This window comes from Abyssisolibacter sp. ZYX002 (genome assembly GCF_056892235.1).
This window is the reverse complement of sequence record NZ_JARMXH010000003.1, coordinates 131,615-157,501: the sequence shown is the minus strand read 5'-3', so window position 1 is coordinate 157,501 and position 25,887 is coordinate 131,615. Positions and strand designations below refer to the sequence as shown.

Here is a 25,887-nt window from a genome sequence, read left to right as displayed (position 1 = left end):
TTAATGTTTATACCCTTTGTGTAGAATTGTCATAACATCGTTTAACTCTTTTTCATCCTCAATAATTTGTAGTTGTTCTTCTATTATACTAAAGGCATATGCTTCATTGTCTTCCTCATTTAATAATACCACATATTCTTTATTTTTCATTATAAATGATGCTATTAATTTACAAACTACATTATTACCATTAATACTAATCTCTATATTGTCTTTATCCATTATAGCCTCCAACCATGATTTTATGTCGTATAATTTATAGGTGTTCTAAAAAATATGTATATAGTAAATTTAAAATTTATACTTACAATTCTTGGGACTGTCATCAGACAGCCCCTTATAAATTTATTTAATATTCTTTAATACTTCTTTTAAAAACGTGTATGTTCTCTCTACTGATGATATGCTTATACATTCATCTGGAGTATGCACATCAAATAAATCTGGCCCAATAGAAATCATATCTATATCTCCGAGCTTTTCTTTCAAGAAACCACACTCTAAGCCAGCATGTATAGCCATTACTTTAGGTTCTTTATGGTACATATTTTTATAAGTTTCTATGCATATCTCTCTGATTTTTGAATCCTCTTTATACTCCCAACCTGGATATCCATCAGATGCAATAAACTCAGCACCTACCAGATCAGCCGTTCTTTTCATTTGTTTTACCATATATTCTTTTAAGCTATCAACTGAGCTCCTTAATGCACATCTAAACTCTATGTTATCATTTTCTAGCACTACTACACCTAAACTTGTTGAGCTCTCTACTAAATTCTCTATAGACATACTCATAGTTTGTATCCCATTTATAACTGTTGTAATCAATGCAATAACTTTATTTTTAACATCGCTTGTAAATGTCTTTTCTGGTTTACTGACTGGCTTTAGCACTACTTTTACATCTGAATCTGTAATGCTAAATTCGTTTTTAAATGTCTCCTCGCATTTCTTTACACATAACTCTAAGCTAGTTTTATCCCCTGCATTTACTCCTATAACTGCATCTGCCTCTCTAGGGATAGCATTTGCTTTTGCTCCTCCTTTAATATCAGCCAACGTATAATCAAAATCAAAAGAATCTAATACTCTTGCCATTAACTTATGAGAGTTCGCTCTACCTTTGTCTATATCTGCGCCAGAATGGCCACCTTTTAACCCTCTTATTTTTACTGAGTAAAACTCATCATACTTTGAATCTACGTCAACATAATCTGCTTTAATATAAAAACTACCACTTACACCACCTGCACATGATACACAAAACTCTCCTTCTTCTTCTGAGTCTAAATTGATTAAAGTTGTTCCTTTTATGTCTTCTGGATTTAGATTCATCACGCCAGTCATGCCACTTTCTTCATCTGAAGTAATTAATACTTCAATTGCAGGATGTTCAAGAGTTTTGTCAGCAAGTATAGCTAGTCCATATGCAACAGCTATTCCATTATCTGCTCCTAAAGTAGTTCCCTGTGCTTTAACCATATCTCCATCTATTAATAGCTTTAAAGGATCAGTGCAGAAATTATGCACACAATCATTATTTTTCTCACATACCATATCCATATGACCTTGCAATATTACTGTAGGCGCATTTTCATAGCCTTTAGTCGCTGGCTTTCTGATTATTACATTTAGACACTCTTCTTGAGAAAAATCAAGTCCATTATCTATTGCAAACTTTACAAGATAATCACTTATACGTTTTTCATCTCCTGAACACCTAGGTATGTTTGATATTTCTTCAAAATACTTAAATACATCTTCTGGTTTTAAACCTTTTAATACTTGCACTTTGTTCACTCCTTTATAAATTTAATTTATTACCCATTGCTTCCTGTATATACGGCTTGACATTCCAAAATGTTGTCAAATCCTTATAGTTTTTTATTGCTTTTGTATTATCTTTTTTGTCGTTTTTAATTGCTCTTATCATTATATTTTTAGGGGTATGCTCCATATCTATAAACTCTAGTATTTGTGTATTATAGCCTAGTATTTCTAATATATTTGCTCTAATACTATCTGTTATAAGAGAGGACATACGCTCTTTTATTATTCCATACTTCTCTATACCCTCCATTATAGGATTATGTATCTTGCTCAATAGTTCATGCTGACAACATGGTACTGAAAGGATTATATCTGCTCCCCAGTTTACAGCTTTAACTAATGCATCATCTGTAGCTGTATCACATGCATGTAATGTGATAACCATATCAACACTGTTTAATTCATCATAGTTTTTAATATCACCATGTATGAATTTCAATTTATTATAACCTAAATCCTTAGCTGTTTTATTACAAAACTCTATTACTTCTCTTTTTAAATCCAGTCCAATTATCTTTGCTTTGATTTTCTTCATTTTCACTAAGTAATGATATAGTGCAAATGTCAAATACGACTTGCCACATCCAAAGTCAATTATCATGAGTTCCTTATCTTTTTTATAGTTCTTAAAACAATCTTCTACTAACTCTAAGTACCTATTAAGTTGCTTGTATTTATCATATTTTTTATCAAATATTTTACCACTTTTATTTGTTATTCCTAACTTATATAAAAACTCTGTTTGTTCCTTTAGAATATAGTTCTTTTCTCTATTATGATTTATATCCACTTTCTTTTTTGTTGGTTTTTTCTTTAGTATCTTGATTTTATGATCTTTGTTTATAAATACTTGATAATCACTGTCTGTTGTAAATATATTTGCCTGCTTGAATCCATTTTTAAGCAAAATCTCTAACTCTTTTTTTGCTTCCTCTTTACTTATATTTCTGTGAAATGCTTGCTTGTCTGTTTGCTCTTCAATCTGAATATATAATTGTTCTTTTAGTTTTACACATTTGAATTTGACCTTTTTTATTTGTGGATTAAACTCGTTAGATGCTTTTTTCTTTCTTCCACTCAATACCCCATATATTAACTTATCTTCATTTATAATTTCTGTTAAAAACTGATTTATGTTCACTCGTTACACCTTCTTTATTTCATCATAATTATCTTTTATTGTTAATATTTTTACTAAATTAGGTTTCGTAAATATGTAGCTGAAAAGTGGGAATCCAACTAATGTCACTACAGCAAGCTCACCTATTGCTATCATAGTACTCCAAAATAAAAACGATCCCTTACCTAAAACATATATCTGAAGTGCAATTATAACGCTTGATATAGCAGGAAATAAACTAGCTACAAATAACGCTCTATGTGTATTTTTTATATAACTTCTACACTTGCTTATCATATAAACTGCAAAAAAAGTCGCTGTACTTCCAACTATTGCATCTATTACCCCAAAAGGTCCAAATAGATTGGCTACAAAACAACCTATTACAAGACCTGGTATATAAAGCGGATCTATAAACGCAAAGAATACCATTATTTCTGAAATCCTAAACTGTACTGGACCATAACTCATAAATGAAAATGTTATAGTTACTACTACATATACAGCAGCTATTAGCCCTGTTAATACTAAAAACTTTGTTTGATCTTTTACCATGTACAAATCTACCTTTCTTTCTTTTTACTAAATATATTGCCCATTATATAAACTATAATAATCAGTACTAAAAAAACAAGTATTTTTTGATCTACTGACATACTTTTAACTGTTTTCATAAAAGCATCACCATATTTAATTGTTAAAATACCTACTGCTGTAAACCTAAAACCTCTACTTATTAGAGCTGTTAATGCAAGTTTTTTTCGCTCCATACCAAGAATTCCTGATATTAATGCAAATATCTTATATGGTAGTGGCGTGAGTGCTGCTATTGCAACAGCATAAACTCCGTATTTATCAAATAATTTGTGTATCATATCAGACTTATCATTTTTAATGTATTTATATATAACTCTTTTACCTGCTACTTTACCTATATAATGATTAATTAACGCACCTATCACTGAACCACCTGTACTAGCTATAATAGCAAATACTATCATTTTCTTATTCATCATGAGATATGGTATTATTAATGTTTCTACTGGAACTGGTAAAAACATTGCTTCTAAAATTCCTAGTACAAATATACCTATTAAACCATATCCACTCAATAACTCAGTAATCATTGTTACACCTCTTTTTAATGTCAAAACATTCTTATTTATTATTCCCTAATCCAAAGGATATAATGATTAATATAGGCACTACATAAATTATATAATATTATATACTATTAAGAATTATATTTTTGTAATATATTAGTTTATTTATGAATTAATAGAGACTATTCGTTATTTTTCTTAAATAGCCTCTTTAGTAACCCTATTTTTCATCCTCTTTGTATTCCAAAAGTTCTATGACTTTACATTGTTTAGCTTCTTTTATATCACCGTATTTCAGCTTTGCTTCATATTCATTTAATTTCTCTTTCATTGAGAATATTACAGCTAGCAAAACTACCAAGTCGTCTATTAATCCAATCCCAAAAACTGGGTCTGGGAGCAAGTCTATAGGTGATATTAAGTATAAAAATCCAAAAAATATCAGTATTTTTTTTCGAAATTTAACATTTGAATCAAATAGATACTTAAAGGCTATTTTTATTTTTGCTATAACTCTAAAAATCCTCATAAAATACCCACTCCATCTTTTCACTTCTTACTATATTTTGTTACTGTCATTATACACTTATATTAACAGTGATGCAAGTTACAAAGCTGTAAGAAAAAGCTTAAATATGACCATATAGAGTATGCAATCAGCAAGATATAGTATCCCTATAGGATATCCAAGTAAGTGTATAATATAACGCTATCTTTCAAGATGATTTAAAAATAAAAAACTGCACTTAGATATAATTGCAGTATATAAATATAACCCTAATTTTGTACATAGTTAAGCTTTGTAAATTAGGTTATTACAATGGTTTTGAGTAACCAAAAAAGTTTAACGTGTTAAATATTTTTTTATTATATATATATATAAGTATTTATGTAGATATTTTTAATTTTACACTATCAAGTCGTTTTAAATATTTTTCATATGTGATATAATCAAAATCATCCGCAAAACGGGTATATTGTTTTAATTTAACTAATTTTAAAATATATAGTTTTATAACCACTTATATTTATATATATTTTGATGAAAGGAGGTAGTTTAATTCAAATGAGCAATATATTTTATTGGAGGTTGGGTGTCGTATCTTTTAGTAATTATACATAAATCAACAATTGCCATGATAACTTATCAAGCAACAAATCTTTCTTAAATGATAATAGTATTATAGTAGTTTGCACGAAAAATGAAAACCACACTTAAAAGGGTGATAACATTTATTACATATAACAAAACTCATGGATTAGTAGCTTAATACAACTAAATAAAGTATTTATGTCTACAAAGCAACAAAAATAATTTACATATTTTATAGTTATTTTTCAAATTGAGTTAGTGCAGGAGTATCCTAAACTGGCTTTTTTCAGTTTAAAAAACTTCAAATTTTAAGTTCCAGTAGCTAAAGAAATAGTCAAGAAAATTAGAACCAAATTTATGGAAGTAAAAATAATGACTTAGGAGATGAAAGTATGAAAAAAACAAGAACAATATTAATGATGATTTTAACGCTTTTTATTTTTAGTATTGCATCATTTGCAGCTAATCTTAACATTGTTATCGATGATGAAAAAATGCTATTTCAAGACAATGTAAAGCCTTATATTGATGAGAACAATAGAACAATGATTCCTGTTGCAGAAATTGCTAAAGTTTTTGGAGCAGAACCTAGTTGGGATGGTAAAACTCGCACCGTAAAACTTGAATCGGAAAATAATACAATTACACTTACAATTGATGAGAATATCATTGATATAAACGGAAGCAAAAAATCGATGGATACAAATGCAATAACAAACAATAACAGAACCTTTGTACCACTTACATTCGTAGCTAAAGCTTTTGGTGCATCTGTTAGCTGGGATGGTAAAACAAACACAGTCACAATTACTAAAGCTCGTTCAAAATTTGATATAACAGTCAATCCTAAAACAAATTACAATATAATAAATGCTCCAAGTTATAATATTGTTAATACGGATGGTCAGTATTTATATTTTTCTAATGTGGCAGATGGGCGAAAATTATATCGATGTGATTTAAAAGGCAATAATGTGGAAAAAATCAGTGAGATTAGGGATGTATTTGATATAAATTTAGCTGATAATTTTATTATTTTTTCTTATTATGACTATGCTAAAAAATGCGATAATATAGGACGTATTAATAAGGAAAATCATGAATTTCTCTCTTATAATGTAACTCCATACCGCTTAAATGTTGTAGATAACAAAATCTATTATGCTGATAATCCTGGAGATAATAAAGAAATAATATCTTTAAGTATTGATAATACAAATAAAAAGCAATTAATTGAAGACTGTGATGACATGCTTGTTTTAGACAATAAAATTATATATACAGAAAATGGAGATATTCATATATTGGAAAATTCGGAATCTAAGTTATTAGCGGAAGGATCAGGATCATGTATTATAGGTTTACATGCAATTAATGACCATATATATCATACTTATTTTTCTTCAAATAAAATATCAAAGATAGATTTTAATGGCAAATCAGAATCATATGAAATGAACAATGAAGTAGGTGAATATGCTATAGTTAATAATACTATTTTCTATACAGATGAATCAACAGGATTATATGAATATGATATAGATTCTAAAAAAGAAACTAAAATCACGGATGGAGTAATATTATTTCCATGTGTTATAGATAATTACTTATTTTTTCAAAATGGATATGATGCTAAGTTTACTAATGTTTATGACTTGAATACTGAAAAAATAATAGAGTTTAAATAAATGTGATGAGGTGTTAATATATCAAGTAGTTTTAAAAGAGATGATTCTTGGATTAGTGCTAATAATTTTAATATTTATATATCTAATTCAGGGGAATTTGATATATATCTTAAAACAACAGATAAAGCTGATTATATGACTATGAAAAAATCTGAAACATCTAAAATGACTTTACGCTAATGATGTAATGTATATTGCTTTTTCTAAGGAGATATAATAATATTAATACTGTCATAAATTAAATTGGGTGGTGAATTTAATGTACGATTATCATGTCCATTCAGAACATTCATTTGATAGCAAATCTTCAATGAAAAATCTTATTGAGAATGGTATAAAATTAGGAATGAAAGAAATATGTTTTACCGATCATGCTGATTTTAATGAAACAAGTATAAATTTTGATGTTCTGAAACACACTGAAGAAATAAATAAACATAAGGGTATTTATAATAATCAAATAAAATTACTTCAAGGTGTTGAACTAGGTGTGCAACCACACCTCTTAGACAAATGTCAAGCTTTCGTTGACTCGGCTGATTTTGACTTTGTTATATTATCTTTACATACTTGCGATAAGCAGGATGTCTACTTCAAGGAATTCTATAATGGTAAAACAGCAATTGAGGCTTATAATAGGTATCTAGATGAATTTATTGATTGTGCTGATAAGTTTGACTCTTATTCAGTACTTGGGCATATTGATTTAATGAAAAGATATAATGAAGATATAGCTAAAGTTGATACGTCTCTTTTATATGAAAGACTCACAAAATTATTTAAAATAGCTATAGAAAAGGGAAAAGGTATTGAACTCAATACAGGTGGTTTAAGATACTGGGTTAAAGATATCAACCCTTCAAGTAATATTATAAGATTATACAAGGATTTAGGTGGAGAGATAATCACATTTGGCTCTGACTCTCACACAGTTGAAGAACTAGGTGCTGATTATCAATATGCAATAGATGTTCTAAAACATGTCGGTTTTGATTATTTGACTACCTTTGAAGGTATGAAGCCTAAGTTTGTGAGAATATAAGCATATTCATTTAAAATTAAGTATATAGGTCATGTTCTCATGACCTATCAGACTGTAGGCAAAAGCCCAATTTCTGCGTTGCAGTCATAATTCCGTTGCTCACTTACCTCTAAGTAAGCTCTGCTACTCAATTTTAACACGCCTTGAACTTGTACTTCTACTACACTCTGCTATCTTGATGACTTTGTCATCAAGGTAATAGGCATGTATTCATGACCTTATACATTTTTCAAGAAGAATACACGAGTGTAAAGTTATATAGATAGTTACATGACTGTTATAAATAGTGATTATTTATAATTAGTCATGTAACTATCTATAATTTCTTATTATTAACTATCGTTTCTGTCACTAAAAATACTATCAATATTATTCCAAAGTATATCCAAGTTCCCCTAGCATTTTTTTATCACTTTCTATATTCTGCCCTGTAGTAGTTAAATAGTCTCCTGTAAGCATTGAATCTACTCCTCCTCTAAGCCCTAGTCTTTGATTATCTCCTAGCGCTAGTCTACCTCCTGCATATCTTATGTTTGCTTTTGGTAATATAAATCTAACCACCGCCATTGTTTTAAGTGCCTCTAATGGCTTTATTGGATTCAAACTCTCATAAGGTGTCCCTTTTATTGGATTTAATATATTAATAGGTACAGACTCTATTTTCAGTTTTTTTAGCTCAAATGCCATATCCACTCTATCTTTTAATGATTCTTTCATACCTATTATTCCACCACTGCAAACCTTTAGCCCTGCTTTCATTGCATCTTTGATTGTATTTACTCTATCTTCAAAGCTATGTGATGTACATATATTACTATAGTTGTCTTTGCTAGTCTCAAGATTGTGATGGTACATATCTACTCCTGCTTCTTTTAGCTTTAATGCTTGATCATATGTTAATATACCGTGTGATGCACATAACATAAGTGTTGTATCTCTTTTTAGTTTTTTATATATCTGAGTCAATTTTACTAAATCATTTTCTTCTATACCTCGTCCACTTGTTACCAATGAAAACCTATGAACTCCTTTTTTCTCTACATATAATGCTCTTTCTAGTATTTTATCGTATTCTAGTAAATTATACTGATCTACATTTGTGTTATAATGGACTGATTGAGCACAGTATTTACAGTCCTCTGAACACTTTCCTGATTTTGCATTTATAATAGTACAAAGATTTGAATCATTCCCCACGTTAGCTTTTCTAATATTGTCTGCTGATATTAATAAGCTTTTAATAATTCCTTCTTCATCTAAATTTATTAGCTTCAAACTCTCATCATATGTGATTTCTCCACCACTTAATATCCTTTGCTCTATATTTTTTATTAGATTTTTCATATTACACATCCTTTTGTCTATCATAATTAAAATCCTTTTTGTCATATACTTATATTATACAAACACATCACTATTGTCAACCTTACAAAATTGCAAGTTGACGATTTGATAACAAACTTGTTTTTGGTATATAATGTAAATATCGAGGAGGTGCATATTATCAAATTTTATTTATTTAAACAAAAAAATAAATCTAGTTATTATCCACATATACTTGTAACAATTTTTATATTCATAATAATCCTATTAACATCATCTATTCTATCTTTTCTTATTAGTCCATACATAAAGAAATTTATACCATCTAAAACTGGTTTGATAAGTAGGAGTATTAATTTTTCTATTTTATCATTAGCAGTTCCCTTTGGTTTAATTATATTGCTCGTCTTTTTATTTGCTATCTTTATCGAAAAAAGAGGAATTTGTACCCTTGGCTTTAATACTAAAAATAAACCTCTCAAAAAGTATTTTATAGGCTTTGTGGCTGCAGTAGCTATGATTATGATATGTACATTATTTCTATTGTTAACTAATAATATCAAGCTAAATACAACTCCTAGAAGCTATACTGGATTAAATGCTATATGGGGTGTTTTAATTGTTTTGTTCGGATGGGTAATTCAAGGTGCTTCTGAAGAAATATTAGTTAGAGGATGGTTTATGACATCGGTTGGTATTAGGTACAATGCTATTAGTGCTATTACTCTATCCTCACTATTATTTGCGTTGATTCATATAGGCAATGACAATCTAACTATTCTTTCTATTGTTAATCTTTTAATATTTAGTGTTTTTGCATCTATTTATTGTTTACTAGACAAAAGCATTTGGGGTATATGTGGTTTTCACACTGCTTGGAATTGGGCTCAAGGTAACATTGTAGGCTTTGAAGTAAGTGGAACTACTCCTGCTGGTGGAATGTTACTAGATTTTGAAAACATAGGCTCTGACTGGCTAACTGGAGGTAGTTTTGGACTTGAAGGTGGAGTTACTGTTACTGCTATTTTTGCTTTGAGTATTGTGGGGATGTTGGTTTATATGTTTAAATTTAAAAGCAGATTTATTGAGTAGTTTTAATATCAACTTGTTGCTTAAATGCACGTATTAAGAGTGTAAAAAGTAACTTATTGCAAAAAGTAATATACTAGTAAATGGAACTCTAAGATAAACTTTACGGTGTAGTAGAGAGGCTGTTTCTAAGTATTTAACTAGGGTTTTGAAGAAACAGCTCCTCAAATTTACCTACAAGTAAAATCCCTTAATTTCCCAAGCAAATTGATCAGTTATAATTTTTTATGGTAGTTAATTTGGATCACGGTTTTGATAGATATACCCAGTGGCAAAACAAGAGCTGGACTGCACAGTCGTTATTTTGCAATTTGGGTGCTGATATTTCATATTGGTGTTGTCTACAATAAACTATCGAGGTCTAATGATGACTTTCCCGACGAGCTAAGGTGGTGGGATGCGCAGAGGACTTTCCAAGAAATTCTTTGGTTTTAAATTTTTACTATTGTCTTACTTTATTTATTCAATACGCTTATACCATCTGCCCAATACACTCTTTCATCAATAGGTCTAAACATACGATATGCAACTGGTTTGAATCCTTCTTTTGGCCAAAAATTAGATGAACTTAAATTGGCAATTCTCCAATCAGCAATAGCATTTTCGAATCCTTGTTCTATAGCTCTGTTAAACATTAACTTAGTAAGTATGTCGCCAACACCAGTTCCTCTACTTTTTTCTATAGTTCCACCAATAGATATTTCTAAAGATTTTTCAGGAATCATCATATTTGAGTTATTCTCTTCTATATTAGCACATTGAAATCCTAATAATTTACTATCATTATAAGCAAGTAAAACAATTGCATCTTCATCATCTGGTAACTCTCCATAACCATCTCTTATTTGTGCTACTTTTTCTGGTAATCCGGCAGCGTAAGTTGGTGATCCAGCTTGATAAGAGTATATAAGATTAGAAATTTTTCTTAACTCCTGTGAATCGTTTTCACCTGCTTGTCTGATAACCAAATTCTCTGGAATACTAACCTCTGCTTTTGATAAGCTAGTTATTCCATATACTTGTTGAAATGCAAAACTAAGTTTTAACCACGAATCTACTACTTCTTTATGACCAGCTGGGACTTCTATGTAGTGGGATAGCGCTCCATTTTCCACCCATATTTTTGCTATTTCAGCATAAAGTTTTCTATATAATTCAGGTGTTTCTGTATCTGCTATTGCTAAGCCCTCATAGCTTACAAATGCGCATCTGCCAACCATACCATCGGTCTTAATATTTGATAGTAAAAATCCTAATAAATTATTATTTTCATATGCACATATTCCTTTAACATAACTACTCTCCATCAAATCATAAAGTATTTTTTCTGTATGCTTACTGTCTTCGAATTCTCTTTTTAATGAGGGGAAAATATCCCTTTCTTTTCTATGCCTATTTGCCAATAATTTCGATGCTTGAATTACATCTTCTTTGTTAAATTCTCGAAATTTCAATAATGTCACTCCTTAAACATATTTTGTTTAACTTACAAGTTCAGACTTGATCTACTCCATCAAAAACTAATGTCTAAAAGAATACTCATTGATGTGTCCAGAAAAACCGTCTGAATATAATATTCCAGCCCTTTCCAAATAAATATTGTTAACTTATATTCTATGATATTTTATATCTCTAGCATATCCTCACTCTTCATAACCTTGACCTGTACATCTTTTACTCCACTCTTAAATTCTTTTACTTCTATCACAGGAAATGTATCATCGTTTATATCATAAGTATTATAATTAATACCATTAAAAGCAAAATGCCCTTTGCAATTTTGGTCAACCAGCTATTTTCATAGTAAGCAGCTTTTTCTTTTCTTTTTATTCTAATACAGTTCTAAGTACCCTCTCTATGCCTTACCTTATTCTTAAAATAAAAAATAGTGGTTATTGTAGCTATTAAAAAAAGTCCGTTTATCCAAACACTTGTCTTGCCTTCAAACTTTAATTTATTTATAAGAAATATATACCAACAAAATATATAACATAATCTCAATATAATAAATGTTCTAGTTTTCATTTTATAAAATATAAAGTTATCATAAACAAATATAAGAATAGCATTAATAATGAATATTATAATATGTGTCTTATCCAAAAACCTTCACCTCTATCACGATGTATCATTCCTTTAGATATTCTTAATATATATTATATACTATATTTCTAGCATATCCTCACTATTCATAACCTTGACCTGTACATCTTTCACTCCACTCTTAAATTCTTTTACTTCTACTTCTATCACAGGAAATGTATCATAGTGCATCGGCACAACTGTTTTTGGTTTGATAAAGTCTACTGCCCTTATGGCATCTTGTATATCCATGGTGAAGTTACCTCCTATTGGCAGTAATGCCACATCTATGTTCTCATATTCTAGTAACTTCATATCCATTGTAAGACCTGTATCCCCTGCATGGTATACTTTTTTGCCATCTACTCCTATTACATAACCACAGGCAGTTCCCCCATTTATCACTGTACCATCTGGTTGCTCTATCCCACCACCATGAAGTGCGGGAGTCATTTTAACTGTTCCAAAATCAAAGCCAAACCTTCCTCCTATATGCATTGTGTGTACTGATAGTCCTTCTTTAGCTAAATATAGCCCTAATTCATATGGACATACTATCAGTGAATTGTTTGCTTTTGCGAGAGCTACTGTATCTCCTAAGTGATCCCCATGACCATGCGTCAAGAAAATATGTGTTATGTCTTTTAAATCTTCTACTTTTACAGTACACTTTGGATTGCCACTTATAAAAGGATCTGTTAATGCTTTTATTTTATCTCCTTCTAATAAAAATGCTGAATGACCTAAATAAGTTATCTTCATATTCTCACTCCTTAGTATCCTAGGTTTTGGTTAACTATTATTACGTGTATTCTGTCTTTATCGTAATCCCCTTTAATTACAACGTATTTTCTACATATTCTATCTTTGCTTAAACAGTCTACACATTCTCCTACTTTGGTACAAGGGGTCTGTTTATCTATTCTTTTGGCATTTGCTGGTGCTGCTATTTTAGCGTTTCTATTTATTGCTTCCTGCATTGTATCTACTAGTTTGTTTACACCTACCACAAATATTACTTTATCTGGACCAAATATTGTTGCAGCTACTCTATTTCCATTTCCATCTACATTGTATATTTCTCCTTTTGTTGTAAGTGCATTAGCACTTGTTAAGTAGCCATCTGCAAAGAATGCTTTTCTGTATATTTCTTTTTTATCCTCAGCTGTTAAGCCTTTAACTTCTCTATCTAGAAAATTATATCTTCCCTTTCTTAAATAATCCATAACACCTGTTTCTTTTAGAGTTATCGAACCTCCTGCCGTAACTGTATCGCCTTCTTTTAATATTTTTTCTATTATTTCTATAGCGTCGTTTCCATCTTCTACTAAATAGCCATTAATATTTCCTTTTGCTAAGTTTTCTATTGTTTTTTTTGCTCTACATTGATTTACAAATTTCATATTATCATCCATAATCACTACCTCCTTTAAATGATTGTCCTTAAAATATATATTGTACTAATTAGTCTGATTTCCTCTAATTATATTAAAAAGGAGCTATGTTTTTTCTATAGCTCCTCGTGTAAAAGTTTTATCAGTTTTCAAGTACTTCCTTTAAAAATCTACCTGTTACAGACTCTGAAGATTGTGCAATTTCCTCTGGCGTTCCCTCAGCTATTACTATTCCACCCTTTTTCCCACCTGTTGGGCCTAGGTCTATGATATGATCTGCCATCTTTAGTACTTCAAGATTATGCTCTATAATTAGCATTGAGTGACCTTTTTCAATAAACAGCTTTAAACAGTTTAACAATTTTTTTATATCTGATATATGTAGCCCAGTTGTAGGCTCGTCTAGAATATATATGTTATGTTTACCTCTTTTTATCTTACCTAGCTCTGATGAAAGCTTAATCCTTTGTGCTTCTCCTCCTGAAAGTGTTGTAGAGGGTTGAGATAGTTTAATATATCCTAATCCTAATTGATTCATAATATCTAGTTTATAGTGAATATTTCTCTTTTCTTTAAAAAACTCTGTTGCTTCTTCTACGCTCATATTCAGCACTTCATATATGTTTTTATCCCTATACTTAATATCCAGAACTTCTTTTTTATACCTTTTACCTTTACATATTGGACAAACAACTTCTACATCGGGCATAAACTGTAGCTTTGTTACTATTCGCCCTTCTCCTTTGCAATGTTCACATCTTCCACTGCTTTTACTATTAAAGCTAAAGTTAGATATTGTAAACCCTTTTTCCTTTGATTCTTCCGTATTTGCAAATAGCTTTCTTATACTATTAAACACTCCTATATATGTTGCTGGATTTGATCTACTGCTTTTTCCTATAGGGGATTGGTCAATGTTTATGATACCATCAATATGTTCTATACCTTTTATTTCATCATGCTTGCCTGGGATTATTCTAGGGTCTTTTATACTTCTAAGTTTTTTGTAAATTATATCATTAACTAGTGTGCTCTTTCCTGACCCTGACACCCCTGATACACATACTAATACACCTAAAGGCACTTCAATATCAATTGATTTAAGATTATTTTCTCTTGCCCCTAATACGGATAATTTTTTATCACTCTTTAACATTCTTTTTGTCGGTAAATCTATCTTTTCTTTACCACTTAAGAATCTACCTGTTATAGATTTTTTATCTGATAAAATTTTCTCTATCTTTCCTGATTGTACTATATAACCTCCATGAAATCCTGGTCCTGGTCCAATCTCAACTATATGATCCGCACTTTTTATCACCTGTGTGTCATGTTCTACTACTATTACTGTGTTTCCTATATCTCTAAGTTTTTTTAATACATTGATTACTTTGTCACTATCTACAGAGTGTAATCCTATCGTAGGTTCGTCAAGTATATATATCATACCCATTAACCCTGAACTTACCTGTGTAGCAAGTCTTATTCTCTGTGCTTCTCCTCCTGATATAGTATCTGCTCTTCTGCCTATAGACATATAATCAAGTCCAACTTCTAGCAGAAGTGCTACTCTCTTTTTAATCTCTTCTACTATTGGCTCTCCAATATGTTTTTTATCTTCTCTAAACTCTAGCTTTTTAAAGAAATCATGAAGCTCGGTTAACTCCATTTGTACTAGTTGATTAATATTTTTACCGTCTATTTCTAAATTAAATCTTTGCCTTTTTAGTTTTTTCCCTCCACAATCTGGACATGTATATTCAACCATTTTCTTTCTAAACCACTCAAGAACTGATTCATTTATTTTATCTTTTCTTATTGACTCTCTATACCAACGCTCTGTTTGATTTACATAACCACTAAACTGTATCTTTCTTCCTATCAGCCAGTGTCTTTTTTTTAATGCCGGAGGTTTCTTGATTAAAATACTCTCTCCCTTTGTTCCATAGAATAACACTTCTTTATCTTTATCTAATAAACTATCAAACGGAACATCTAAACTAAATTTATAGTGTTTTGCTATATTATACATTATGATGTCTTTGTATGTCATCTCACTTCTTCTATAATATACACTAGCATCAAATGCACCTTCGTTTATACTCTTACTCCCGTCAACTATCATCAACCTAGGGTCAGCTTTTTTAGATGTTCCTATTCCTGAGCATGTCCTACAACAACTGTTTATATTATTAAAAGAAAAGTAATGTGGTTCTATGTTTACCATTGCTATATGATGATGACAACATCCTATTTTTTTATAAAACTCATCTTTAATTCTCTGATCTATTTCTGATAATATCTCTATCTTGAGTACATGCTCTCCGATTATATTTAGTCCTGTTTCTAATGAATTAGCAATACTTTTCTCTATAGAACTATTCACATCAAATTTATCCATCACCACATATATCTCATGTTCAGTATATTCATCTATGTCTATTTCTTGACTTATATCTATTCGTTCACCATCTATGATTAGATTATTATAACCTTTTTGTCTAATCTCATCAAATAAATATGAATACTTTTCTCCATATATCTTGTATACTGGTGCTAAAAATTCTATTTTTGTCCCTATAGGCAAAGATAGTACTGTTTCTATAATCTGCCCAGATGTCTTTATATCAAATTCATTGTTACAGTGTGGACATTTCACTCTTCCAACTGTAGCATATAATAGTCTCATATAATCATATATATCAGTCATTGTTCCAACTGTAGATCTTGGATTAACAAGCCCTCGTTTTTGCTCTATAGCTATAACTGGTGATAATCCTTGTATGAAATCAACGTCTGGCTTTTTCTGCTGAACTATTCTGCTACGTGAAAACACTGGTAATGAATCTAAGAACTTTCTTTGTCCTTCTCCATAGATGATATCAAATGCAAGTGATGATTTGCCTGAACCACTTACACCTGTTATAACCGTCAATTTGTCTCTAGGTATATTGATATCTATATTCTTTAGATTGTGATGTTTGGCTCCTTTTATTTCTATATGCTTTTTAATCATTCAACCACTCCTATCCTTCTATAGAAATATATCAATGTCTTTATTGCTTAGGAAATAAGCTGGTTCATATACTATTGTATTACCCTTTTTAGTTATTCTAATTTCTGACATGTCTTTAACTAAGATTCCTTCGTCGCACAACCATTCGCACACTTCACATATTACGTTTGCATTAAGAGCGTTTTTAAAATCCTGCGCTATCATTGATAAGGGTTTCATTTTATTGGTACTATCAAAATAATCTAATATAGTCTTACATATTACTTCTACATTCTCACGGAGGTAAGCATATATCATATCTATTGCTTGAGATATGTTTATGCTGTTTTTTTTCTGATCCATAAGCCCGATGTAAAGCTTGTCGATTAAAGGATTTTTGTACTTCAACGCTTGTAATATGACCTCTCTTGATGGTACTCCATCATTCATTATTACTTCTATTGATGCGATATACCTCAGAGCCTCTGTTATCCAAAGATATGCATATCTGACATCACTTTTAACTTTCAACCATTTTTCAGCTTTGTATATTCTCCATAGTATGTACGCAATATTGTTCATCAGCATGACAGATTTATCTTTTTCTGGGGAATTATCATTATTACAGATTTCTTCAAATAATTCTCTTATTGACTCATCTTTACAATATATCATAGTGCTTAATGAATAGTATGAATAAAAAAAAGATGATTTAAGACTTTTGTTGAGAAGTCCTTTAAAGTCACTTCTCGTTATTACATGTCCATCTACATATATGTCTTCTTCTAATAAACATATCTCTGATTTTAGTTTGCAACCATCATTGACTATAATAGATATGTCTATATCTGATTTTTCCCAAACTTGATCATATGATAAGCTACCTGATATTATCACTGCCAGTATATTTTTATCCTGTTTCAATCTATTACATAACCGTTCTACCGCTTTCATGTACTTTTTTTGCAAGTCACTATTAGCAAAACTCACCTTCCAAAAATTTATTGGTATTGCATGTGTATTTAGTTTTCTATACGCAGTAGGTGTTATATCAAACGTTCTTTTAAATGCTCTCGTAAATGTCTCATGCGAATTGAAGCCATACTCTGTTGCAATATCTAATATCTTTTTATCTGTTTCTATTATTTCATTTGCTATAACTGCTAATTTCCTTTTCCTTATGTAATCACTGATTGGTATTCCTACTATTGACTGAAAGATTCTATGAAAATGATGGGATGAATAAAAACACATTTGAGCTAATTTGTCTAAAGATATCTCATCTTTTATGTTACTCTCGATATACTCAAGAGTTTTTTGAATTCTACTATAATAATCTGACATTAATATCACCAACCTTTATGTAAAAGTATAACACAAATATATCAAGTATTCTTGACAATACTTGATATATCTCTATATCTTGATTTTTCAATGATTGTAAGTGATTTTTTTCTATTATCTTCATTTCTTGACATACAAAAAAAAGAGACTTTCGTCTCATACATCATTTATTAAAATATACTTTGTAATCATACATTTCTTTAATTGGGTCTAGCTCCTCATCTTCTCTTATATAGTCCATAAGATTAATATTTAACTCGACTGCTTTCAAAGCGTCTTCTAATGCTAATTTTAAATTGCCTATATGTACATAAAAACATGCTCTGTTATAGTATAAAAATGCTGATTTTTCGTTATTCTTTATTCCTAGTGAAATTATATCTATAGCGTATTTATAATCTAACCTCTCTTTAAAAATAATAGCTAGGTTTAAATAACTGTATGGATAAGTATTGTTCTGCTTTATTGATAACATGTAACTATCTATAGCTTCATCTATTTTCCCAAGTTTTTTCATTATTACTCCCATATTAAATAATGCTAAAAAATTATCTGACTTTATTGCCATAGCTTGTCTTATCATTTCCAAAGCTTTTTCATTTTCATTTAACTCTTCGTATATTGAACCCAAATTTATATATGCCCAAAAGTCGTCTGGTTTAAGCTCTATTGTTTTTTTGTAATACTTTATAGCATTTTCTTTATTTCCCATACAGTCCCATGTATCAGCTAGAAAGAAATATGCTCTGTCATAGTCTGGTTTAATTTCTATTGCTTTTTCATAGTATTCTATTGCTTTAAGATGCTCCTTTTGCTCGTCATATAATATAGCTAGTCCATAATAAGCCCTCGCTTCATTTGGATTTATCTCTAATATATGCCTATATTTTTCTTCTGCTAGAGTGTAGTTTCCAATCTCATCATAAATTAGACCCATTTTAAGAACTATTTCATATTTATCTATTTTATCTGCATATGACAATGCCTTTTTAAGAAATTCTATCGACTTAAATAGTTTATTGTTTTGTCGAAAATCCTCTGCTAGATTGATATAATTATTAAGCATATAATTTCGTTTCATCTCAATTATTACTCCTTTATAAATCAAATATTTAACTATTTTTTTAGAAATTCTGAATCATACATATGTTTGGATTCTTTATAGTATGAATTTAATTTTCTTAAGCTAATAATCCACAAATAAACAACAAATGCAATCAATATCGGCATTAAAAACGGTATATTTGACATCAATATAAAATTAAATAGTCCATGAAATATGATTGGCACAACTAATGATTTAGTCATGAATTCTCTAGCCTCTTTTTTATTATCTGCAAATTTAGATAAAGATAAATAGTACCCCATAGTAACTGCAAATAATGTATGTGCAGGGACAGATAATAGTCCTCTGTAAATTCCTATATGAGGGTTTGTAGTAAATCTAAAAGCAACATAAATAATATTTTCAACTAGAGCAAAGCCTAGAGCTGAATATATACAATATACAATTCCATCCAGCTTTTCGTTAAAAGCTTCATGATTAAAGGCTAATCTAAGAACTACCTGCCTTTTGAAAAATTCCTCTGTAAGCCCAGCTACTATAAATGCTACATATGCAATTGATAAAAATCCCCCAAATATATCAAAAGACATTAAAATTTTTTCTATTATAGATATTGGTATTGCTGATAACATTCCAAAAATAAATACTTTTACTAACAAATTGAAAGGTTCTTTGTCAAATCTATCTGTTAAGTATATTCCTAATCCAAGTGCAAAAACTGGTATAGTTGCTATAACTATTAGTCTTACATTCATAATCCTTCACCATCCTAATTTATAATCAATCTCATGAGATTATTTTTTCGTGTTATTAGGTTTGTTATACAAGGATATTATGGTAATGTAAAACCAACTTGGAAAGAATATATTATTTTAGTTCATTTATTAGTTTTGATTTTATTATAAAATAAAAAAAAAATCAAATATCAGAGGGTAAGTATAAATAATAATACCCTCTACATTTATATTGTATCATAAAACACCCATTTTTTGTTTATTTTAACTCGAACTTGTATACTATTGACATTTTTTATATACGATTTGACCATCGATTATAGTGTATATAACTTCTGAACTTATTTCTAGTGGATTGCCATCCCAAATAGCTATGTCTGCATCTTTACCAATTTTAATACTTCCAACTCTATCGTCAATCTTTAGTATCTCTGCTGGATTTATAGTAAGTGCTTTTAATGCTTCCATCTCATCTAACCCTGCTTTTACTGCTAATGAAGCACATACTGGTAATAAATGTAGTGGTATTACTGGATGGTCAGTCATAAGAGCTACTTTTACTCCGTTTTCAGATAGTACCTTTGGTGTAATAAATGATCTATTTGCTAGTTCAAATTTTGATCTATGTGTCATAATAGGTCCAACTATAGCATCTAAATTTGCATTCTTTATACGCTTCGCTATTAAATGACCTTCTGTACAATGTTCTAATGTTAAATCTACATCAAATTCATCTGCTATCCTCATTGCTGTTAATATATCATCTGCTCTATGTGCATGTACTTTTAGTGGTATTTCTTTGTTTAATACTTTAAGTAATGCTTCATTTTTCATATCAAATGCTGGTCTTTTTGAATAATCTCCTTTTGTAGCTTCTATTCTATTTTTATAATCTTTTGCCTTGAATAGTGCTTCTCTTAGTAATCCAGCTATACCCATTCTAGTTATTGGCATTTTTCCTTTTTCATTGTAGACTCTTTTAGGATTCTCTCCAAAAGCACATTTCATACCAACACTCTTTTTTACTACCATATCATCTATAATATTACCATATGTTTTTATAGCTACGAATTCACCACCTATAACATTAGCACTCCCCGGACCAGTAGCTGTACATGTTATCCCTTTTTCCACAGCTTCTTTAAATGCTATATCATTTGGATTTATAGCATCAATTGCTCTTAAATGTGGAGTTATAGGATCTGTCCTCTCATTGTGATCTGATCCTTCAAATCCAATACTACTCTCTGTTATCCCTAAATGCGTATGTGCATCTATAAATCCAGGCATAACAAGTTTACCTTTGGCATCAATAATTTCCACATCACCATTTGTCTTTATATCATATCCAATCTCAGCTATTTTACCGTTTTTGATTAGTATTGAAGCCCCATCTAATATTCCATTCTCCATAGTGTAAATTTTCCCGTTTTTAATTAATATCATTAAACTCACTTCCTTTTCATTTCACTTATGCTATATAGTATTATACCATTTTATTCTATATAATAAAATAAAGATATCTCAAGGTATGTAATCTTGAGATATCTTTTTCGGGACAAAGTCATCAAAAAAGCAAACTGTAGTAAGAGTTCATTTTCAAGAAGTGTTAAAATTGAGTAGCAGAGCTTACTTAGAGGTATGTGAGCAACAGAAATTTTAACTACGACGCAGAAACTGGGCTTTTATCTACAGTCTGAGATATGTCAAGACAATACGCCTTGACATATCTTTTTTATTCTTATCTACCTACACAATAATACTTAAATCCCAATTTCTCAACTATATTTCTATCATAAATATTTCTAAAGTCAAAAAAGTAGTTTCCCTTCATTATCTTTTTTATCTTTTGGAGATCCATTGTTCTAAATTCATTCCATTCTGTTAGGATTACGATTGCATCTACATCTGTAACTGCATCATATTCATTTTCACAATACTTAATCTTATCTAATATATTTTGTAGCCTCATTGCACTTTCCTTATGCCCTTGTGGATCATATACTTTAAATTTTACATCATACTTAGATAGTTTATTTAATATAGTTATAGCTGGAGATTCTCTCATATCATCTGTTTTTGGTTTAAATGTTAACCCTAAAACTCCAATTGTTTTTCCATTTAGATTTCCTATCTCTCTTTTAATTCTTTTTGCCATTTTATGTTTTTGATGTTCATTTGCCTTTATTGTCTCTTTTATCAATGTAACTGGTTCCTTTTTTTCTTCACTAATTCTAAATAATGCATTTGTGTCTTTTGGAAAACAGCTACCTCCATATCCGGGTCCCGGGTTTAAAAACTTTGAACCTATTCTCTGGTCCATACCCATTGCTTTTGCCACATGACAGACATCAGCACCCACTTTCTCACATAAATTAGCTATTTGATTAATGTATGTTATCTTCATAGCTAAAAATGCATTTGATGCATATTTTATCATTTCTGCTGTCTCTATATTTGTAATTACAAATGGTGTCTCACTTAAATATAGCACTCTGTAGACTTCTTTCATTATACGTGTTGCTTTTTTACTATCTACCCCTAAGACTATTCTATCAGGGTTAGTAAAATCGTATACCGCTGAACCCTCTCTTAAAAACTCTGGATTTGATACCATATCAAACTTGTGACTTACACCTTTATTATCTAATATTTCTTTTATGACTTTTTTTACTAATTTTGCAGTCCCTATAGGTACTGTTGATTTGTTAACTATAACCTTGTATCCATTCATGTATTTTCCTATAGTTTTAGCAACTTCTAATACATTGTTCAAATCCGCTTTGCCATCCTCCATAGCTGGTGTCCCCACTGCTATGAATATTACTTTACTTTGCTTGATAGCATAGGATATATCTGTTGTAAATTCTAATCTTTTATTCTGTCTATTTTTCTTTATCAGAGCCTCTAGATTCTGTTCATATATTGGAATTATACCGCAATTTAATTTATCAATTTTCTCTTTATCTTTGTCTACACATATAACGTTCATACCAAAATCAGCTAGACAAGCTCCACAAACTAATCCTACGTAACCACTTCCTATAATAGTTATGCTATTTATTTTATATGCCTCCTTTCTAAATACTGTCTCTATTAATTACTCAAATATCTTTATACTTTATAATTATGACGCTATATAAAATATTGATAGCATAAATTTATTATTTTTTAGATTAAATCTAAATTATTCACAGAAAATCAATAACTACACAGCATCCTTCTAATTATTCTATCGATTTTTCACCGTACTAACCAGTACGCTTACAAAATCGCTGAAATATTTCAATTTAAAAAACTACAGTGTATTTAAGACGTTCCATGAGTAATTCAAATTAGTTGCTTATCAACATTTAAGAACTTTATTATTTCACATCCATCTGTTGTTAAATAATATCGTACATATTTACCTTTTTTAAGACTTTCTATGTATCCCTTATACAATAAATCCGATACAGCAGCTTTTACAACCAGTATCTCTAGTTTAGTTTCTCTACTTATTCCTTCTATTGATCTAAATACAAAAGTACTTTCGTATATTGCGGTTAATATCAGTATCTTTTCGCTATCCATCATTGCATCCTCTGGTTTAATTGATACTTTTTTGTCACTTGGTACTACTTTCGTATCATTGTCTTCTATCTCTTCATCCTCTATCACCTTATTTACTATTGGGTCTATATATTTATTTATGTGATTTACCTGACTTTTCACTTCATCTACTTGTTTTAGGAAAGAACTTGTCATTGAATTAATAAACGAGCTTGACGCTATTGAAGCTATAGTACAAAATCCTAAGAATACAAATAACTTATTTTTATCAGTCTGACTAGCATCAATTAGATCACTAGAAATCATATTTAAAAATAATGGTACTAAAAATGTTGCTGCTATACCTATAATAATTGACTTAAACAACTTATCTTTTTTGCTTTCAATATTGTCATCTGTGCTATTTTGCATATAGTTATTTACCACACCTCCTAATACTCCAGAGATAATCATAATTGTGATAATACATAGTGTATGCATCATAACTAACCAACCTCCCTTTGTGTATATTTTATCATTAATTACTTATTTTGTAAATTTGACTATTCTTTGTTTTTGTTATACTATACAAACGACAAATAAATTTTCCACATAAGAGGTGTTTTATATGAAGCTTAATTTAAAATGTTTGCCTTGTAATATAAATCAAGTTCTCAAAATAACAGAGCTTATAAATTGTGGTGATCATCAAACAAAAGCTATACTCTCAGATGTTTTTAACTTACTTAAAAATGTAGATTATGAACTACCCAACCCACATACTATGAAGTTCATCATTGAAATTATACAAAAACACACAGGCAATGATAATCCATATAAGGAAGTAAAAGAATATTATAACCGTATTTTACTTGAGCAATTTGATGAAATTGAAAGTATGGTTTTAGAATCTAATAACATCTTCCTTACTGCTCTAAAGACTGCGATAATTGGAAATATAATAGATTTTGGTCCTGCTCATAAATTTGATAAAGAAATAATACTCTCAAAAATAAGAAGTGTTAACGACTACAACCTAACTATTGATAATAGTGATGCTTTAAAAGAAAGCCTTAGCAGTTCTAAATCTCTTTTATATATTGGCGATAATTGCGGTGAAATAGTACTTGATAAAATTTTTATCAAAATTTTGAAAAGGTTATATCCTAGTTTGCATATAACTTTTGCTGTTAGAGGCAAACCTGCTTTAAATGACGTTACTATAGATGATGCTATTATGGTTAATATGCACGAACTAGCAGATGTAATTGATAGTGGTGATAGATCTCCAGGTGCTATTATTAATGATTCTAGTGATGAGTTTAAGAATTGCTTTAATTCATCAGATATTGTTATTGCTAAAGGCCAAGGAAACTATGAAGGATTAAGTGATGAAAAAAGAAATAATCTTTTCTTATTATTTATGGCTAAATGTGAAGTAGTTGCTGGCTTAGCTGGTGTAGAAAAAATGAGTATAGTTTGCCTAAATAATTAGGCTCTATACTCACTTTCTTATATTACTTAAATCTTTTTAAATTATCTTTACTAAATGTCCACTCTGGTGTTATTATAGTTTCGTTATTATCTAACATATACCAAGGGCTTATATCACTATTGTTTGGGTTACATAGTATTTGTATATCCTGTGCAGGCATGTAGCTTTGTGCCAACATATAATATTTTTTACCATTTGTTTTATCTTCTGCCATGTCTACTACTATTACAGCATGCCCTGGGCTACCACCTTGCACCAATACATCTCCTATTTGCATATCCTCAAATTTTACAGGTTCTAACTCCTTTTCTAAAGATAATGTTCCTGCATATATGAAAACAAATGTCATATATTCTCTAAAATCCTTGTAGGTATTTGATGCTTTTTTGCTCTTAACCCAACTAGTTTTATTGCCACTAACTTTTACTCTGTATCCTTGCATCCACTTTTTATAATCCATCCTGAAACCATTTGTGAGATTAAAATGAATTTCATCATATTTTTTTAGACTGTATAGATACTCTCCTCTCAGTCTCATAACTGCATCTGCACATTGCTGTAAATTTTTATCTCCTATATCCATATCTACAACAGCTTCGTATACATTGTTGTTTGATTTTGTGCTTCCATTATAGTACTTTACTTCACTACCATGAGGTTTTAACTCTAAATCTCTAATATATTTACCAAAACTATTTTCACTTACATCTATTCGTTTGCATCCATTAATTACATTAAACCTAGTTTCTATAGTTTTGCCTTCCTTGTTTAATATTTTATTGTCTGTTTTTATAGGTTTTTGATCTTCTTTCTGCTCCCCTTTTGGTTTGTTGTCACAAGTTATATTACTGCTCTCTTTATTATTATCTGCTTTTTTATTCTCTGCACCTTTATTGCTACATGAAGTAATTGCTATCATCATTACTATAATTAGAGCTAAATATCTTTTCACGTT

General features: G+C 29.9%; 23 protein-coding genes. 4 read left to right on the top strand and 19 right to left on the bottom strand.

Annotation, left to right across the window (positions count from 1 at the left end; all coding sequences use genetic code 11):
• From P3X86_RS10750 to P3X86_RS10725, 6 genes are all read right to left on the bottom strand, one after another.
• Positions 1-222 carry a DUF1292 domain-containing protein gene (locus P3X86_RS10750; RefSeq protein ID WP_483292693.1) on the bottom strand — a complete coding sequence of 74 codons (222 nt, stop codon included), beginning with the start codon at positions 220-222 and terminating at the stop codon, positions 1-3.
• Between the two features lie 123 nt (positions 223-345).
• Complete coding sequence (locus P3X86_RS10745; protein WP_483292692.1) at positions 346-1,794, bottom strand: aminoacyl-histidine dipeptidase; 1,449 nt, start codon at positions 1,792-1,794, stop codon at positions 346-348.
• A 13-nt stretch (positions 1,795-1,807) separates the two neighbouring features.
• Positions 1,808-2,974, bottom strand: coding sequence for a class I SAM-dependent methyltransferase (locus P3X86_RS10740; RefSeq protein ID WP_483292691.1), 1,167 nt, complete (start codon positions 2,972-2,974; stop codon positions 1,808-1,810).
• A gap of 3 nt (positions 2,975-2,977) precedes the next feature.
• Positions 2,978-3,508, bottom strand: coding sequence for a QueT transporter family protein (locus P3X86_RS10735; protein WP_483292690.1), 531 nt, complete (start codon positions 3,506-3,508; stop codon positions 2,978-2,980).
• 8 nt (positions 3,509-3,516) lie between these two features.
• Positions 3,517-4,080 (bottom strand): YqaA family protein, encoded by a 564-nt coding sequence (locus P3X86_RS10730; RefSeq protein WP_483292689.1) that lies wholly within the window; start codon positions 4,078-4,080, stop codon positions 3,517-3,519.
• Positions 4,081-4,276: 196 nt separating this feature from the next.
• Complete coding sequence (locus P3X86_RS10725) at positions 4,277-4,585, bottom strand: YkvA family protein (RefSeq protein ID WP_483292688.1); 309 nt, start codon at positions 4,583-4,585, stop codon at positions 4,277-4,279.
• Positions 4,586-5,541: 956 nt separating this feature from the next.
• Between P3X86_RS10725 and P3X86_RS10720 the strand changes: the two genes are divergently transcribed.
• Entirely contained in the window at positions 5,542-6,837 is a 1,296-nt protein-coding gene (locus P3X86_RS10720; RefSeq protein ID WP_483292687.1) for a stalk domain-containing protein, read from the top strand.
• A gap of 259 nt (positions 6,838-7,096) precedes the next feature.
• The gene (locus tag P3X86_RS10715) at positions 7,097-7,879 is read left to right on the top strand and encodes a histidinol-phosphatase HisJ family protein (RefSeq protein WP_483292686.1); all 783 of its coding nucleotides are present in this window, start codon (positions 7,097-7,099) and stop codon (positions 7,877-7,879) included.
• 369 nt (positions 7,880-8,248) lie between these two features.
• Here the strand turns inward: P3X86_RS10715 and bioB are convergent, their stop codons facing one another.
• Positions 8,249-9,223: a biotin synthase BioB gene (bioB, locus tag P3X86_RS10710; protein WP_483292685.1), complete on the bottom strand. Its 975-nt coding sequence runs from the start codon at positions 9,221-9,223 to the stop codon at positions 8,249-8,251.
• 200 nt (positions 9,224-9,423) lie between these two features.
• The gene (locus P3X86_RS10705) at positions 9,424-9,765 is read right to left on the bottom strand and encodes a hypothetical protein (protein WP_483292684.1); all 342 of its coding nucleotides are present in this window, start codon (positions 9,763-9,765) and stop codon (positions 9,424-9,426) included.
• On the opposite strand from P3X86_RS10705, the gene P3X86_RS10700 reads away from it, so the two are divergent.
• Positions 9,719-10,294 carry a CPBP family intramembrane glutamic endopeptidase gene (locus P3X86_RS10700; RefSeq protein ID WP_483292683.1) on the top strand — a complete coding sequence of 192 codons (576 nt, stop codon included), beginning with the start codon at positions 9,719-9,721 and terminating at the stop codon, positions 10,292-10,294. The genes P3X86_RS10705 and P3X86_RS10700 overlap by 47 nt on opposite strands.
• 452 nt (positions 10,295-10,746) lie before the next feature.
• Here P3X86_RS10700 and P3X86_RS10695 read toward each other — a convergent pair whose 3' ends face one another.
• The 10 genes from P3X86_RS10695 to P3X86_RS10650 form a co-directional block, all read right to left on the bottom strand.
• On the bottom strand, positions 10,747-11,745 hold the full coding sequence (locus P3X86_RS10695; RefSeq protein ID WP_483292682.1) for a GNAT family N-acetyltransferase: 999 nt from the start codon (positions 11,743-11,745) through the stop codon (positions 10,747-10,749).
• A 709-nt stretch (positions 11,746-12,454) separates the two neighbouring features.
• Complete coding sequence (locus P3X86_RS10690; protein ID WP_483292681.1) at positions 12,455-13,135, bottom strand: metal-dependent hydrolase; 681 nt, start codon at positions 13,133-13,135, stop codon at positions 12,455-12,457.
• A gap of 11 nt (positions 13,136-13,146) precedes the next feature.
• A complete protein-coding gene (locus P3X86_RS10685) occupies positions 13,147-13,788 on the bottom strand; it encodes a lactate utilization protein (RefSeq protein ID WP_483292680.1) in 642 nt (213 codons plus the stop codon).
• 121 nt (positions 13,789-13,909) lie between these two features.
• A complete protein-coding gene (uvrA, locus tag P3X86_RS10680) occupies positions 13,910-16,783 on the bottom strand; it encodes an excinuclease ABC subunit UvrA (protein ID WP_483292679.1) in 2,874 nt (957 codons plus the stop codon).
• 18 nt (positions 16,784-16,801) lie between these two features.
• Positions 16,802-18,106, bottom strand: a complete 1,305-nt coding sequence (locus P3X86_RS10675) for an AraC family transcriptional regulator (RefSeq protein WP_483292678.1) — start codon at positions 18,104-18,106, stop codon at positions 16,802-16,804.
• A gap of 163 nt (positions 18,107-18,269) precedes the next feature.
• On the bottom strand, positions 18,270-19,187 hold the full coding sequence (locus P3X86_RS10670; RefSeq protein WP_483292677.1) for a tetratricopeptide repeat protein: 918 nt from the start codon (positions 19,185-19,187) through the stop codon (positions 18,270-18,272).
• Positions 19,188-19,222: 35 nt separating this feature from the next.
• Positions 19,223-19,927, bottom strand: a complete 705-nt coding sequence (locus P3X86_RS10665; protein WP_483292676.1) for a PrsW family intramembrane metalloprotease — start codon at positions 19,925-19,927, stop codon at positions 19,223-19,225.
• A 261-nt stretch (positions 19,928-20,188) separates the two neighbouring features.
• Positions 20,189-21,352: an amidohydrolase gene (locus P3X86_RS10660; protein WP_483292675.1), complete on the bottom strand. Its 1,164-nt coding sequence runs from the start codon at positions 21,350-21,352 to the stop codon at positions 20,189-20,191.
• Positions 21,353-21,647: 295 nt separating this feature from the next.
• Entirely contained in the window at positions 21,648-22,952 is a 1,305-nt protein-coding gene (locus P3X86_RS10655) for a UDP-glucose dehydrogenase family protein (protein WP_483293031.1), read from the bottom strand.
• A 284-nt stretch (positions 22,953-23,236) separates the two neighbouring features.
• Complete coding sequence (locus P3X86_RS10650) at positions 23,237-23,941, bottom strand: YEATS-associated helix-containing protein (protein ID WP_483292674.1); 705 nt, start codon at positions 23,939-23,941, stop codon at positions 23,237-23,239.
• A gap of 124 nt (positions 23,942-24,065) precedes the next feature.
• Between P3X86_RS10650 and P3X86_RS10645 the strand changes: the two genes are divergently transcribed.
• The gene (locus tag P3X86_RS10645) at positions 24,066-24,932 is read left to right on the top strand and encodes a damage-control phosphatase ARMT1 family protein (RefSeq protein ID WP_483292673.1); all 867 of its coding nucleotides are present in this window, start codon (positions 24,066-24,068) and stop codon (positions 24,930-24,932) included.
• A 22-nt stretch (positions 24,933-24,954) separates the two neighbouring features.
• Here the strand turns inward: P3X86_RS10645 and P3X86_RS10640 are convergent, their stop codons facing one another.
• Entirely contained in the window at positions 24,955-25,884 is a 930-nt protein-coding gene (locus P3X86_RS10640) for a DUF4846 domain-containing protein (protein ID WP_483292672.1), read from the bottom strand.
• Between the last annotated feature and the right edge of the window lie 3 nt (positions 25,885-25,887).

Coding starts and splice junctions, on each gene's coding strand:
- P3X86_RS10750 (WP_483292693.1), bottom strand. CDS start 222: ATGGATAAAGACAATATAGAGATTAGTATTAATGGTAATAATGTAGTT.
- P3X86_RS10735 (WP_483292690.1), bottom strand. CDS start 3,508: ATGGTAAAAGATCAAACAAAGTTTTTAGTATTAACAGGGCTAATAGCT.
- P3X86_RS10730 (WP_483292689.1), bottom strand. CDS start 4,080: ATGATTACTGAGTTATTGAGTGGATATGGTTTAATAGGTATATTTGTA.
- P3X86_RS10725 (WP_483292688.1), bottom strand. CDS start 4,585: ATGAGGATTTTTAGAGTTATAGCAAAAATAAAAATAGCCTTTAAGTAT.
- P3X86_RS10720 (WP_483292687.1), top strand. CDS start 5,542: ATGAAAAAAACAAGAACAATATTAATGATGATTTTAACGCTTTTTATT.
- P3X86_RS10715 (WP_483292686.1), top strand. CDS start 7,097: ATGTACGATTATCATGTCCATTCAGAACATTCATTTGATAGCAAATCT.
- bioB (WP_483292685.1), bottom strand. CDS start 9,223: ATGAAAAATCTAATAAAAAATATAGAGCAAAGGATATTAAGTGGTGGA.
- P3X86_RS10700 (WP_483292683.1), top strand. CDS start 9,719: ATGATTATGATATGTACATTATTTCTATTGTTAACTAATAATATCAAG.
- P3X86_RS10690 (WP_483292681.1), bottom strand. CDS start 13,135: ATGAAGATAACTTATTTAGGTCATTCAGCATTTTTATTAGAAGGAGAT.
- P3X86_RS10685 (WP_483292680.1), bottom strand. CDS start 13,788: ATGGATGATAATATGAAATTTGTAAATCAATGTAGAGCAAAAAAAACA.
- uvrA (WP_483292679.1), bottom strand. CDS start 16,783: ATGATTAAAAAGCATATAGAAATAAAAGGAGCCAAACATCACAATCTA.
- P3X86_RS10675 (WP_483292678.1), bottom strand. CDS start 18,106: ATGTCAGATTATTATAGTAGAATTCAAAAAACTCTTGAGTATATCGAG.
- P3X86_RS10670 (WP_483292677.1), bottom strand. CDS start 19,187: ATGAAACGAAATTATATGCTTAATAATTATATCAATCTAGCAGAGGAT.
- P3X86_RS10665 (WP_483292676.1), bottom strand. CDS start 19,927: ATGAATGTAAGACTAATAGTTATAGCAACTATACCAGTTTTTGCACTT.
- P3X86_RS10660 (WP_483292675.1), bottom strand. CDS start 21,352: ATGATATTAATTAAAAACGGGAAAATTTACACTATGGAGAATGGAATA.
- P3X86_RS10650 (WP_483292674.1), bottom strand. CDS start 23,941: ATGATGCATACACTATGTATTATCACAATTATGATTATCTCTGGAGTA.
- P3X86_RS10645 (WP_483292673.1), top strand. CDS start 24,066: ATGAAGCTTAATTTAAAATGTTTGCCTTGTAATATAAATCAAGTTCTC.